Raw genomic sequence first — 13093 nt, 5'->3', positions numbered from 1 at the left:
CTATAAACCGCGCTCTTCCGGTTTGCCGGAGTGTGCCCAGGTAGCTCAGTTGGTAGAGCAGCGGATTGAAAATCCGCGTGTCGCTGGTTCGATTCCGGCCCTGGGCACCACGCAACCTCTTGTAAAATTGAAGCTTTTCGACGGGCCTCGCTCCAGGTGGGTCGGCTTTCGACTTGCTGCACGATGCGGCACGGGAACAAGCAATTACAATGCGTTACACGCACACCCGGCAGCTCCATGCTGCACGGATTTAGGTTTTAGCGGCGCTTTGGAAGCCAGGCTGGCGCCGCCGGATCACCCGCGACCCGAAGGCCAGACATACGCTCGCGGCGACACACCACCCGGCCATGAAGATCAGCTGGGTTGGCAGATTGATGCCCTGGTCGATCAGCACGCCGGTCAGACCGGGGCCGATAGCGGTGGAGAGCACCATCGCCGAAACGATGATGGCACGCACCCCGCCGAGATGCGTGACGCCATACACTTCCGGCCAGAGCGCGCCGAGCAGGGTTGCGGTAAAGCCATAGCTCACCCCGACCAGAAACATGAAGAGATAGACGCCCCATACAGGCGTCAGGAGCCCTGCCGTGAGGCTGGCTATGGTCAGCGGCGTGAGGAAGAAGGGCAGTATTCTTACTGCGCCAAACCGGTCGATCAGCGCGCCGCACACCAGACCGAAAACAATCGTCGTCACCGCCATCAGCGGAAACGCGCTGGCAAAGACCAGAGGGTCATAGCCGCGCAATTCGATGAAATGGCCCTGATGGAAAAAGATGGTGGTGCCGATAAAGGGCGGGGCCAGCACGCCGGTCAGCAACAGGTAGAATACCGGGTCGCGCAGAACTTCGGCGCGCGTCCATTGACGCTGCTGCGAGCCGGGCCCCGCTTCACCGTACGGGTTTTCGGGTATGCGGTCCTCTCTCAGCAGCCAGACCATCACCGGCAGCATGACGAGGATGAAAAGCGCCGAGGCGGTCCATGCACCCTGCCAACCCAGCAGGGCTGCAAGCGAAACGAAGAGTATTGGCAGGGCGGCCTCGCCCAGCTGGTGACCGGGCACTACGAGGGACACGGCTCGTCCGCGGCTGGCCGCGAACCAGCGGCCTGTCTGGGTGAGCGCGATATGGGTCATCATGCCCTGTCCGAACAGGCGCAATAGCCAGATGGCGATGGCGAGGACGGCCACATGAGGCGCAATGACGACCAGCAGACACGCCGCCGCCAGCCCCGGCATGGAGAAGGCGGCCACTTTCCAGGCAGGCATGTAATCCAGCAAACGCCCTACGAAGGGCAGGCTGACCGCGCTGGCCAGCGTGGCCGCCATATAGAGCAGGCCGAACCCGCCCTCTGACAGGGCGAACTCCTCGCGCAGCGCATTGCCCGACAGTCCGATGAAGAAGGTCTGACCGAAAGAGGATAGGAAGGTGAGGATCACCCCCGCGCCGAGCCAGCGCGCATTGGAACGTATAAAAAGCCACATGTGCGGACCGCCTGTGTGTGGGTTCCAGATGCTAGCTTTAGCGGCACCTGCCGACGGGTGAAAGGTGCCTGCCTCGCTCCGCCTGAAAGCCCGTGGCGACATAACGCTTGCGTTATGAGCACCGGCAAAACCTTGAAACTCAGGGCTGAAGGACGACAGTATAGCGCTGACGCCCGCTTGCAGGGCGCTGCTCGCGTAGCTTGCTGACCCGCGCGCTACCCCATCACAAGGCTACCCGCTGACGGAGCGCCGATGATCAGGACCGCCCCGATAAGTCTGCTTGCAGCTGCCATGCTGCTGCTTGGCGCGTGCGGCTCCGACAGCGCGGCTGAAAACGGCTCCAGCGGAGGACGGGGCGAATACCGCCAGCCCGTCGCGGCGTCGGAGATCATCCGGCGCGATCTGTCACGCCAGCTCGCCACCTCTGCGGTCGTTGAACCCTATTCACGTTCACGCCTGGCGAGCCGCACGGCCGGGATCGTCGATGACGTGCTCGTCGAAGCGGGAGACCGTGTCGAGGCCGGAGCGCTTCTGGCGCGTATCGATATGAGCGAGCAGCGCGCTGAACTCGCCCGCATCGAAGCCCAGCGGGAACAGGCCCGCCGCGCCTATGAACGCGCCTCGCAGCTACGCGAGCGCGGGACGATGGCCACGGCGGACTACGAAGCGGCGCGCCTTGAACTTCAGGTGGCCGAGCGCGATGCCGCTGTGTGGTCTACCCGCATCGGGTTTGGAGAGGTGCGCGCGCCAATGAATGCGGTCGTGACAGCGCGCCATGTCGAACCCGGCGAGGGCGTGCAGGCACAGGACCCTCTGTTTGAACTGACCGCGATGGACCTTCTCGTCATGCGCATCGGTGTCTCCGAGCTGGATGTGGTCCATCTTCGCCCGGGACAGTCCGCGCCAATCCTGCTTGATGCCATGCCGGGCAATAGCGTGGAGGGTACGATAAGGCGCATCTTCCCGACGGCCGAGGCCGATACACGCCTTGTCACCGTGGAGATCGCCCTGCCAGAAGGATCGGAGACGCGCGGGGTCCGCCCCGGCTTTCTCGGCCGGGTCCGTATGGCGATTGACCCGCGGCCCGATGTGATCGCTGCGCCGGTGACTGCGCTCGAGCACGAGGATGACGTAGACTATCTGTTCGTGATCACCGATGACCGGCTGGAATACCGCGTGGTGGAACGCGGCGTCGCACGCGGCGACTGGGTCGAGATTGTCTCCGGGCTGGAAGAGGGCGAGGTGGTGCTGGCGACCAACCCGTCCGAGCTTACCGAGGGCCAGCTTGTGCGGATCGTCGGATGGAGGGGCTAGCCGATGGCTGAGCCTTCCCAGCGTGGCGGCATCGTCCATCACGCCATACGCAGGCCGGTCGGCACGCTGGCGATTGCATCTGTCGTGCTGGTGCTGGGCCTGTTCTTTGTTACCCGCCTGCCCGTCGATCTCCTGCCCCGGATCGAATACCCGCAGATCACCGTGACGGTGAACTATCCGGGCGCCGCTCCCGAAGTGATGGAGCAGCAGATCACGCGGGTGCTGGAAAGCAATCTGGCTGCCACCGAGAACCTTATCCGGATAGACAGCCGGGCGTCGGAAGGCCGCACGAACGTCAATCTGCACTTCGATTACGGCACCAATCTCGATATCGCCCTCCAGGATGCGTCGCGCTATCTGGAGCTGGCGCGTACCCAGCTGCCGCCGGGTATCGAGCCGCCGCGTATCTACAAGCGTGACCCGTCCCAGGCTCCGGTCTGGACAGCCGGCTTCAGCTCCCCCACCCGCTCGCAAGTTGAGGTGAATGAATGGGTGGAACGCCGTCTCGCGCCCCAGCTTCTGGCTATTGGCGGGGTGTCCGGCGTGGAAGCGGCGGGCGGTCAGGTGCGCGAGATGGAGGTTCTGGTCGATCAGGACCGGCTGGCCTCCTACGGCCTGTCCATGCAGGACGTGATCGACGCGCTGGCCGATGAAAATGTCGATATCGCTGCAGGCTGGGTAACGTCCGCCAGCTTTGATGTCATGGCCAAGACCGACGGGCTTTTCACCTCCGCTGAAGATGTCGCCAATGTGCTGATCAACCTGCCGAGCGGGAATGGACGGCGCATTCCATTGTCAGAGCTGGCCGAGGTGCGCGACGGCCATCGCGCGCAGCGCCTGTTTGCCAGGCTCGACGGCACGCCTGCCGTGCAGGTTTCCGTTTTCAAACTGCCCGGCGCCAACACGGTCGAGGTCGTCGACGAGATCAATGACGCCATCGGCCAGCTATCCCGCTCCGGCTTCATCCCTGACGATATCGTCTTCGAGGTGATCGGCGACACGGCCTTTTTCATCCGGTCCGCCGTCAGCTCGGTAGCGAGCGCCGCCATTCTGGGCGGTGTGCTGGCCATGGTGTTTGTCCTCTTCTTCCTGGGCAGCCTGCGGCGCAGCTTCGTGATCGGGCTGGCCATACCCATCGCCCTTCTGGCCACGTTCGTGATGATGGGGCTGGGCGGGCTGACCCTGAACATCATTTCGCTGGGCGGGCTGGCGCTCGGTGTCGGCCTCCTGCTCGATAACTCCATCGTCATGCTGGAAAACATTCACCGGCACCGGCAGGAGCTGGGCAAGGACCCGGAGCGCGCGGCTCATGACGGGGCAGGCGAAGTGGCCGGTGCGATCATCGCAGGCACGCTAACCAATCTCGCCGCCGTGGTGCCCTTCCTGCTGATTACCGGCCTCGCCGCGCTCATCTTCCGCGAGCTGATGCTGACCATCTCCTTTGCCATCATCGCTACGCTCGCCGCCGCGCTCACCCTCACCCCGATGCTGGCCGTGCTTGTCAGCCGTGCGCGGTTCGAAAGCGGGTTGGCAAGATCACGCCCGATCCGGGCCTTCGATGGCGGTGTGCAGTTCCTGCGCCGCCGCTACCGGCGTGTGCTGCCGCGCCTGCTGCGCTGGCGGGCAGCCGTCATCGCCGCGGCCCTCGCGGTTTTTGCCGGATCGCTCTGGCTGGGCTCCAATCTTGGCACGGAGTTTCTGCCGCAAGTCGATGATGGCCAGGTCTCTGTGCGCTTGTCCCTGCCGCCGGGCAGCCCGCCACACGAGACCGACGCTGCCGCCCGGCAGATCGAAGCGGTTCTGGGCGCGGACCCGTATGTGCAGTCCATGTTCACGCTGGTTGGCGGACATCTGGGCGGCGGCATCGTCAATGAACGCCCCGGCACGTCCAATATCCGGGTGCAGCTGACCGATGCGCGCGAGCGGCCTGAAATGCCCGCCGGTGTGTGGGTCGCGAACATGCGCGAGGCCCTTGAGGCCCTCGATATTCCCGGCGCGCGCATCTGGGTCCGCCCACCGTCGATCTCAGGGCTCAATTTCGGCCCCGGCGAGGGCAGTTTCTCCATCTCGGTGGTTGGCGAGGACCTCACCATCTCCCGCCAGGCCGCGCGCCAGATCAGCGCACGCCTGCAGGGCATCCGCGGCCTCGAAGGTGTAGAAGTTGGCCGCGAGGATGAAAGCCCGCTCATGCGCATCAGCGTGGACACCGAACGAGCGGCCGCGCTGGGCCTTCGTACCTCCGAGATCGGCGCAGCCGTGCGTGCTGCGGTCGATGGCGCGGTACCGACCCGCTTCATGGCCGATGCGCAGGAATACGAGCTGCGCGTGCGCCTGCCACGCAGCCAGACCGGCGATAGCACGGCGCTCGCCAACCTGATCCTCTTCCGCCCCCAAGGTGCACCGGTGCGCCTTGGCGATGTCGCCACGATCAGCCTTGGCGCCGGTCCTGCCCATATCGAGCGCGATAACCAGAACCGCGTGGTGCGGGTGAATGGCGAGATCAATACCGCCGTCTCCGATGTTTCCACGGTGATGGAGGAGGTCGAGGGGCGGCTGGCAGACATGGACCTGCCAGACGAGATCGGCCTCGTCTTCGAAGGCCAGTGGCAAACCATTCAGGAAACCAACCGGGAGCTGACCACCGTTGTCCTGCTCGCCCTCTTCCTCGTCTTCGTGGTGATGGCCGTGCAGTATGAGCGCGTCTCCAATCCGCTGGTTATCCTCGCGACCGCACCGCTGGCGATAACCGGGGTGGTGCTGGCACTGGTGCTGACCGGCACGCCTCTGTCCGCGCCGGTAATGATCGGCGCGATCCTGCTGATCGGCATTGTGGTCAACAATGCCATCCTGCTGGTGGAATATATCGAGAAGGGCCGCCGGGAGCGTGGCCTGTCACCGGCGCGTGCGGTGGTCTCTGCAGGCACGGCGCGCCTGCGGCCCGTTCTGATGACCACAGCCACCACAGCGCTTGGCATGTCGCCACTGGCCTTCGGTGCCGGGCCGGGCGGAGAGATCATGCAGCCGCTGGCGCTCGCCGTGATCGGCGGGCTTCTGGTAGCGACCGTGCTCACCCTGCTCGTGATCCCCAGCCTCTACCTGATCGTGGACGGCACCTCACGCAGGCTGACATCGCTGATGACGGGGCGGTGACCCGCGCATGCCGCAAACCTGGCTGTGCGTGTCTCTCGCAAGCCAGCGTGGGCAATTCGCCGGCGGTCGGTTGCGTTCAGCGCGTGTTCATGTGCCGATGCTCACGCTGACTGCTGCGCCGTCAGAACAGGTTTAGCGGATTGGGAGTCGTGCTCATGTTTCGGTTGTGTATGGGAGCTATCGGCCTTGCCACGCTGGCATTCGCCGATATGGCTGAAGCCCAGAGCCTGTCTCCCGGCGATTACGAGCTGTGCTCGGTCTACCGGCACGATGGCAGCTTTGCCGGGTATGACAGCGCCTGCCTGGCGCGCCAGCGCGCCGCGATACGCCGATATGCAGAGCGTCCCGCTGGCAGCTATCCGGGTCATCAATCTGGTTATTATTCACCGGCGCCCGTCTACGCGCCGGCGGCCAATCTGTGTCCGGCCTGGGCCAATAATGGCCGGGGCTATACCTCGACGACCCGGCCCGGCAGCTATGGCGTGGTTTACGGCACCTTCAATTCCGCCTTTAACGGCCAGCCCTGCATTCCCAATAGCGCCAATCAGTTCCTGCGCGGTGTGAACTAGCCAGGGCAGGGGAATCACCTGGGCGCGCGCTGCGCTGCCCGGCTCAGGCGCCTGAGTTTGGCGCGAGCACCTCGCGGGTATGCCAGCGGCGGGACTCCACCTAGTTGTTAATAATGGTGTCAGGGGCTTGCTCTTGCACTCAGTCCGGTGCTGGATAAGTACCCGCCTATCGGCTAGCACTGCGATAAATCACAAAAGAGCTGGGGTCCCCTCATGAGCAATTCCTCTACCACTTCCAAACCTGCCAAGATTGGCATTCCCGACAATGGCGAAGAACTCGCCTTCTTCATGGGCGAAAAATGCTCCGTGGAAGGGGCTGTCCTCGATGTCGACGGCGCGGCCCGCATTGACGGCCAGTTCAGCGGCAAGCTGCGCGCGGTACACCTGATCGTCGGCGAGAAAGGGCATGTCGCAGGCGACATCTCCAGCGAAACCGCTGATATCATGGGCAGTGTGGAAGACACGCTGGTGCTGTCCGGCAAGCTGACCATCCGCGAAGCCGGCCGCATTGAGGGTCAGATCACCTATGGCTCGCTGGAAGCCCATGAAGGCGCCCAGCTGATTGGTCAGATCAACACGCAAGGGCGCGCCACGCGCACCGAGGGCAGCTCTTCGTTGAGCAATCTGCGCTCTGCGATCTCGCAATCGGCCCGTGACACGGGTTCGGCCCCGAAGCCGGCTGATACACCGGCGGCCAGCGATAGCAGCGACAGCGAATCCTGATCTGCGCACCGGCAGTGCCAGTTGAGGGATGCAGGATGGTAAGGCGATGAGCTGCACCACCATTATGTTCGCAAATGCCAAGGGTGGTGCGGGAAAGAGCACGCTGGCCTTTCTCAGCGCCATCCATTTTGCCGCGACATACGATCTGCGTGTGTGCGTGATCGATTTCGATCGCCTGCGCACCACGTACAATGCCGTGCGCCGTTTTTCCGGCTCCGGTGTGCAGTCCTATTATCTGGCTGACGAGCACGGCGAGGGGCACAAGGTTGCGCCCGATGCCGTGCGCTCTGCTCTGGACACCCGCCGTTCGGCCAGCGACGTCTTGTTTGTGGATACGCCAGCGGGCTTCCCTGCCGGAACAATGCTGCCGGCCATCCAGCCCGATGCGATATTCGTCCCCGTGGCGGTATCAGACGCCGACATCATGGCGACCAAAGCCTATCTGCCGGAGCTGGAAGAGGCCGCAAGCCGCATGGCGGAAACAACCGGTCATCGTCCCCGGATCATGCTGGTACCCAATCAGGTATTCAGCGACGATCAGACGTTGCGGATACGCGACGCTTTCCGCGGACATTCAGTCAGGATCGCGCCAGCGCTTGCCTTCTCGCGGGCTTTACGCGAAGTCTTCCACTTCGAGCCGGGCGACACCAATATCGCCTCGGTATTCCTCGAGGATGGCGGCTTTTTCCGATGGATGTCAGCAGATATCTTTGCCTTGCGGCAGATGCGGTCCCGGCAGGGCTGACCCGGCTTGCCCGGACAGCTGGCATCATGCTGGCTCTGGGTATGGCCAGCGCGTGTGCGCCAACCTTGAGCGTTACCGAATTTGCCGAGCTCCCCCGCGAGGTCGCCCAGCAGCCCATAATGACGGTATCCGGCCGGGCGCCTGTGCACGACGCCACGCTGTTTGGCCGCGAACGTTCAGAATCGCTCAGCTACGGGGTGCATACGGTTTCGATTCCGCCCGAGCGCGAGCCGGGCCGCATCCGCTATCCGCGCGGCACGCCGGACCCGATGCGCCATTTCACCCTGGCCTTTGCAGAGACGCTGGACGGGCAGGACGCCTTTCTGGGCGGATTGAACCGCAAGCTGTCCCAGCTGGACGAGGAAGAGCGCATCCTTGTCGTCTTCGTTCACGGCTATAATGAAACCTTTGGCAGCGGCCTGTTCCGGTTTGCCCAGATGATGCACGATTTCGAGATACCCGGCGTGCCGCTCTATTTTGCCTGGCCGAGCGCGGGCGATCCGCGTTTTTATGCCTATGATCTCGACAGCGTGTTCATCAACCGGGACGGTCTGGCCGACACGCTGCGCCTTGCGACGCGCGCGCAGGCGGACCGCATCATGATTATCGCCCATTCCATGGGCTCGATGCTGACACTCGAGGCGCTGCGTGACCTGTCTGAAGCGGGCGAGACCGAGGTGCTGGCGCGTATTGGCCAGGTGGCCCTGATGTCGCCTGATCTCAGCGTCGATGTTTTCCGAAGCCAGCTCGCTACAATCGGCGACGCATCCGACATTGATTTCATCGTCTTCACCTCCACCCGTGACCGCGCCTTGCGGGCCTCAGCCGTGCTGCGCGGCCAGACCGACCGGCTGGGTTCCCTGCGCTCGGTGGAGGAAGTGGCGGATCTGCGTCTTACGGTCGTGGATGTGTCGGGCTTCAACACCGCCGACCCGATGCGCCATTCCACGCTGACCATGTCGCCCCAGCTGATCGCCCTGTTTTCCGGCACGCGCGATTTCGGGGTGGAGCCTGCGGCTCAGGCCGGCGGTGTGCGCGGGCCTTTGAGTCTTTCGGTCAATGTGGTGCGCCAGGCAACCGAGATCATTCTGGCACCCGCGGCCGCTGCCGCCGGCGCCATTGAAGGCACCGGCGCGCGCCAGCCATAACTAGCCGACCGGCATTTCGTAGAAGGTGGGCGATCCCGGCCCGACCGGCATGCCCAGCGCGAACGTCCACAGGAAGAAGAGCGCTATCCAGCTGAGAAGGAAAGCAATCGAGTAGGGCAGCATCATCGCGATGATGGTGCCGATCCCCAGATTTTTGTCATAGCGCGTCATCCAGGCGAGGATCAGGCCGAAATAGCTCATCATGGGCGTGATGATATTGGTCGACGAGTCCCCGATCCGGTAGGCGGCCTGGATCACCTCCGGCGAATAACCCACCAGCATCAGCATCGGCACGAAGATGGGCGCGGTCACCGCCCATTGCGCGCTGGCCGAACCCAGCATCAGGTTCACAAAGCAGCACATCAGGATGAAGCCGATAAAGATGGCCGGCCCGGTCAGGCCGGTGTCTTGCAGGAATTGCGCGCCGGTGACGGCGGTGATCGCGCCGAGGTTCGACCAGCCGAAAAAGGCGACGAACTGGGCGGCGAAGAAGACCAGCACCACGTAAAGCCCGAGCGTGGAGATGGCAGATGCCATGCCGTCAATCACGTCGCGATCATTCTTCATCGTCCCGGCGGCGCGGCCATAAGCAAAGCCGACAATCAGGAAGAACAGGAATATCCAGGTCACAAACCCGATGAAGAAGGGAGCCTGCTGGAAGATCGATCCGGTATCGGGATTGCGAAGCGCGCCCCAGCCCGGCAGCCAGCCGGCGAGATCAATCTCAGGCATCAGCGTCCAGGCCATCGCCGCGAACACGGCCAGCGAGGCGATCCCGGCCCAGACAAGGCCCTTCTTCTCTTCGCGCGAGACCGGCTGCATCATGTTCTTGTCGAGCACGGCCGGGTCGGCGCGGCTGGAATCATATTTGCCCAGCTTCGGCTCGACGATGAAGATGGTGACGAGCGACCCGATGATCGTGATCATGAAGGTCGAGATCACCATGAAATACCAGTTGGCCGGGGCCGAGACGACATAGCCCGGATCGATGAGCTGCGCGGCCTCGGTCGTGATGCCCGCCAGCAGCGGGTCAATCGTGCCGATCAGGAGGTTCGCGCTGTATCCGCCCGACGTGCCCGCGAACGCCGCGGCCATGCCGGCAAGCGGGTGGCGGCCCAGCGCGTAGAACACCGCGCCTGCCAGCGGCACCAGCACGACATAACCCATCTCCGAAGCGGTGTTGGACAGCACACCTGCAAACACCACCGCCACGGTAACGGTGTGGCGGTTCGCGCCCAGCACGATGGAGCGCACGGCGGCGGACAAAAGCCCGGATTTTTCCGCCACGCCGACGCCCAGCATCGCCACCAGCACGACGCCGAGCGGCGCAAAGCTGGTGAAATTGGTGGTGAGGCTGGTGAAGATGCGCCGGAAGCCGTCCTCATTCATCAGGCTGACCGCGCGGATCATGCCGTCGGCGGCTCGCCCGGCCGCGCCATCCGGGCGCGGGTCTTCCACCGCGACCTGCATAACCCCGCCGAACAGCCCCGACGCCAGGATCATCATGCCTGCCAGGATCGCAAACAGGGTGACGGGGTGTGGCAGGAGATTGCCCAGCCACTCCACACCATCAAGAAAGCGGGTCATGGCACCGCGTTTTCCGGCGCGCGTCGCAGGGCTCGTTTCTGTCACGGGGCAAACTCGTCAGCTGTTCGGGGAAGCGCCTACCTTGCCCGGCAGGGCTGGCGGGGTCCAGCCCTGGCCCTGATTTCAGCTGCGCCAGCGCAGGGTGGCGGGTTTGACCGGGTTTTCAAATCCGGCCCGCATGCCGCCACCTTTTTCCCAGGCATCCTTCAGGCGGAAATACCATTTCGCCTGCACATCGCTGTCATTGATGAGCATCAGGCGGGGATCAAATTTCAACCCCTCCTTCTGGATGTTCACCATGTCGCCATCCTGTTTCAGGAAGGAGCGCACAAAGGGACGCAATAGCGGTTTGAGCGCGCCCAGCGCGGGCAGCGTCCAGTAGAAGCTCTGGGTCACTTCGGTCGTGGTTTCGTCGATCGGCGTAACAGCCGTCAGCCCCACCACATGCCCGCGCGTGCCAGCCTGGATATGCTCCACGCGCACGCCCGGCATACGAAAGCTGATCGCGGTCGTCAGATTGCCGCCGAGAATCTTGTAAAAGCGCGAATTCTTCGACGGCGTGTGCGGCAGCATGGTAAAGCCCAGCTCGCTGGGGCCGAACGCCTTCTCCTTCTCGTGCATGGACTTTTCCGAGCGCCAGAAGACAGAGCGGTGCACATAAGGCCCGTGCGCCGGGTCCATCAGGCCGATAACGGCATGATCGACATGGCAGTCAAATATCATGCGCTCTATGAGGGCAGGCGTGCGTTCGCCCATCTCCGGCATGACGGGCGGTTCGTGATCGGGCTCGGGCGTGTCATCCAGCACCGGGCCATCACTGGCGGCGGGCATCCATATCCACAGATTGCCCTGCAGCTCGCGCACCGGATAGCGGCGCACCCGGATTTTGCCGACATCCATATCCTGCCCGGTGACCAGCGAGGGAATGGCCTTGCAGGCCCCATCCGCGCCAAAGCGCCAGCCATGATAGGGGCATTCGATCTGCGCTTCGCTCAGCGTCTTGCCATCCACCGTGCTGCCTGCCGCGCACAGGCGGCCCGCGGAGAGCGGCACGCCCCGGTGCGGGCACAGATCGCGCAAGGCGAACACAGCGCCGTCACTGCCGCGCGCAAACACGACCGGCTCGCCAAGGAGAACCTTGTGCAGCATCTTGCCCGGCTTCAGATCGCGCGCCGGACAGGCATAATACCAGATATTGCGCAGAAACATGGGGCGGGCCTCGCTGGCGTGACCCAAGCCTTATGCGGCGAAGCGCCAGCGCCATCAAGTGTCAGAGGGCCGCACCAGAAGCCGTGAGGCAGGCGCGCATTGCCCTTGGCACGCCTTGGCCTCTATGGTCTGGGCCAACCGACCCGTTCGCAAAAAGGACACGCCGCATGCGCGCTTTGATCTGCAAGGAATTTGGCCCCTACGAGAATCTGGAAGTTGCCGAGGTGGACGCTCCGCCGCTGGGTGAGGGCTTTGTGCAGGTCGATGTGAAGGCGGCGGGCGTCAATTTCCCCGACATCCTTCTGGTCGAGGGCAAGTATCAGGCCCAGCCGCCCTTCCCCTTCATTCCGGGAACGGAATGCTCAGGCGTGGTCTCCGAGCTTGGCAAGGGCGCAGCCGGCTTCAAGCCCGGCGACCGGGTGATCGTCGCGACCATGCTGGGCGGATTTGCCGAGCAGGCCGTTGCGCCCGCAGCCCAGGTGATCCCGATTCCTGACGTGATGAGCTTTGAGCATGCCGCTGCCTTCACCACGATTTACGGCACGTCCTACCACGCGCTCAAACAGCGCGCGAAGCTCAAGCCCGGCGAGACCGTGCTGGTGCTGGGCGCTGCAGGCGGCGTTGGCCTTGCCACCGTGCAGCTCGCCAAGGCGATGGGCGCGAAGGTGATCGCAGCCGCCAGCTCCGCCGAGAAGCTGGAAATCGCGCGTGAGGGCGGGGCCGACGAGCTGATCAATTACACCAGCGAAGACCTCAAAGCCCGCGTGCGCGAGATCACCGCAAACAAGGGCGTGGATGTGGTCTACGATCCCGTCGGCGGGGATTATTCCGAAGCGGCCTTGCGTGCCACCGGGTGGGGCGGGCGATATCTCGTCATCGGCTTTGCCGCCGGGCCGATCCCGAAAGTTCCGCTGAATCTGGCCCTGCTCAACAGCCGCGATATTCTTGGCGTCTTCTGGGGCGCGTGGGCGGGCCGCAATCCGCGTGAGAACGCGCAGAACATGAAAGAACTGTTCGATCTTTACGAGGCCGGGAAGATCGTGCCGCACATTTCAGCCGCCTATCCGCTGGACGAGTTTGCCAAGGCCTTTGCCGACATCATGGAGCGCCGGGTGAAGGGGAAAGTTATCCTCACCTTCTGATCCCGCGCTATCATGTACCGTTGCCG

General features: G+C 63.8%; 10 protein-coding genes and 1 tRNA gene. 8 read left to right on the top strand and 3 right to left on the bottom strand.

What is annotated here, in order from left to right; translation table 11 throughout:
- Positions 1–34 precede the first annotated feature (34 nt).
- Positions 35–110 (top strand) — tRNA-Phe (locus ACQ5ID_RS00740).
- 140 nt (positions 111–250) lie between these two features.
- Here the strand turns inward: ACQ5ID_RS00740 and ACQ5ID_RS00735 are convergent.
- The gene (locus ACQ5ID_RS00735; protein ID WP_429910567.1) at positions 251–1480 is read right to left on the bottom strand and encodes an MFS transporter; all 1230 of its coding nucleotides are present in this window, start codon (positions 1478–1480) and stop codon (positions 251–253) included.
- A gap of 252 nt (positions 1481–1732) precedes the next feature.
- On the opposite strand from ACQ5ID_RS00735, the gene ACQ5ID_RS00730 reads away from it, so the two are divergent.
- From ACQ5ID_RS00730 to ACQ5ID_RS00705, 6 genes are all read left to right on the top strand, one after another.
- Entirely contained in the window at positions 1733–2794 is a 1062-nt protein-coding gene (locus tag ACQ5ID_RS00730) for an efflux RND transporter periplasmic adaptor subunit (RefSeq protein ID WP_429910566.1), read from the top strand.
- Positions 2795–2797: 3 nt separating this feature from the next.
- Positions 2798–5944, top strand: coding sequence for an efflux RND transporter permease subunit (locus ACQ5ID_RS00725; RefSeq protein ID WP_429910565.1), 3147 nt, complete (start codon positions 2798–2800; stop codon positions 5942–5944).
- 155 nt (positions 5945–6099) lie between these two features.
- Positions 6100–6513, top strand: coding sequence for a hypothetical protein (locus tag ACQ5ID_RS00720; protein ID WP_429910564.1), 414 nt, complete (start codon positions 6100–6102; stop codon positions 6511–6513).
- 213 nt (positions 6514–6726) lie between these two features.
- Positions 6727–7236, top strand: a complete 510-nt coding sequence (locus tag ACQ5ID_RS00715; protein WP_429910563.1) for a bactofilin family protein — start codon at positions 6727–6729, stop codon at positions 7234–7236.
- A gap of 46 nt (positions 7237–7282) precedes the next feature.
- Positions 7283–7981 carry a ParA family protein gene (locus tag ACQ5ID_RS00710; RefSeq protein ID WP_429910562.1) on the top strand — a complete coding sequence of 233 codons (699 nt, stop codon included), beginning with the start codon at positions 7283–7285 and terminating at the stop codon, positions 7979–7981.
- Positions 7927–9129 (top strand): alpha/beta hydrolase, encoded by a 1203-nt coding sequence (locus ACQ5ID_RS00705; protein ID WP_429910561.1) that lies wholly within the window; start codon positions 7927–7929, stop codon positions 9127–9129. The genes ACQ5ID_RS00710 and ACQ5ID_RS00705 overlap by 55 nt, the downstream gene beginning before the upstream one ends.
- On the opposite strand, the gene ACQ5ID_RS00700 is transcribed toward ACQ5ID_RS00705, so the two are convergent.
- Positions 9130–10716 (bottom strand): AbgT family transporter, encoded by a 1587-nt coding sequence (locus tag ACQ5ID_RS00700; protein ID WP_429910560.1) that lies wholly within the window; start codon positions 10714–10716, stop codon positions 9130–9132.
- A 123-nt stretch (positions 10717–10839) separates the two neighbouring features.
- Positions 10840–11925, bottom strand: a complete 1086-nt coding sequence (locus ACQ5ID_RS00695) for a Rieske 2Fe-2S domain-containing protein (RefSeq protein ID WP_429910559.1) — start codon at positions 11923–11925, stop codon at positions 10840–10842.
- Positions 11926–12092: 167 nt separating this feature from the next.
- Between ACQ5ID_RS00695 and ACQ5ID_RS00690 the strand changes: the two genes are divergently transcribed.
- Positions 12093–13067: an NADPH:quinone oxidoreductase family protein gene (locus tag ACQ5ID_RS00690; protein ID WP_429910558.1), complete on the top strand. Its 975-nt coding sequence runs from the start codon at positions 12093–12095 to the stop codon at positions 13065–13067.
- Positions 13068–13093 lie beyond the last annotated feature (26 nt).

Origin of the sequence: Glycocaulis sp., from assembly GCF_050485565.1 — a bacterium.
Classification (GTDB): domain Bacteria; phylum Pseudomonadota; class Alphaproteobacteria; order Caulobacterales; family Maricaulaceae; genus Glycocaulis.
The sequence above is the reverse complement of the archived record's forward strand: the minus strand, read 5'-3'. Positions and strand labels throughout refer to the sequence as shown.

What these genes read in the sequence shown, in the direction of transcription:
- ACQ5ID_RS00700 (WP_429910560.1), bottom strand. Translation starts at nt 10,716, where the DNA reads ATGACCCGCTTTCTTGATGGTGTGGAGTGGCTGGGCAATCTCCTGCCA.
- ACQ5ID_RS00710 (WP_429910562.1), top strand. Translation starts at nt 7,283, where the DNA reads ATGAGCTGCACCACCATTATGTTCGCAAATGCCAAGGGTGGTGCGGGA.
- ACQ5ID_RS00715 (WP_429910563.1), top strand. Translation starts at nt 6,727, where the DNA reads ATGAGCAATTCCTCTACCACTTCCAAACCTGCCAAGATTGGCATTCCC.
- ACQ5ID_RS00735 (WP_429910567.1), bottom strand. Translation starts at nt 1,480, where the DNA reads ATGTGGCTTTTTATACGTTCCAATGCGCGCTGGCTCGGCGCGGGGGTG.
- ACQ5ID_RS00695 (WP_429910559.1), bottom strand. Translation starts at nt 11,925, where the DNA reads ATGTTTCTGCGCAATATCTGGTATTATGCCTGTCCGGCGCGCGATCTG.
- ACQ5ID_RS00720 (WP_429910564.1), top strand. Translation starts at nt 6,100, where the DNA reads ATGTTTCGGTTGTGTATGGGAGCTATCGGCCTTGCCACGCTGGCATTC.
- ACQ5ID_RS00730 (WP_429910566.1), top strand. Translation starts at nt 1,733, where the DNA reads ATGATCAGGACCGCCCCGATAAGTCTGCTTGCAGCTGCCATGCTGCTG.
- ACQ5ID_RS00690 (WP_429910558.1), top strand. Translation starts at nt 12,093, where the DNA reads ATGCGCGCTTTGATCTGCAAGGAATTTGGCCCCTACGAGAATCTGGAA.
- ACQ5ID_RS00725 (WP_429910565.1), top strand. Translation starts at nt 2,798, where the DNA reads ATGGCTGAGCCTTCCCAGCGTGGCGGCATCGTCCATCACGCCATACGC.
- ACQ5ID_RS00705 (WP_429910561.1), top strand. Translation starts at nt 7,927, where the DNA reads ATGGATGTCAGCAGATATCTTTGCCTTGCGGCAGATGCGGTCCCGGCA.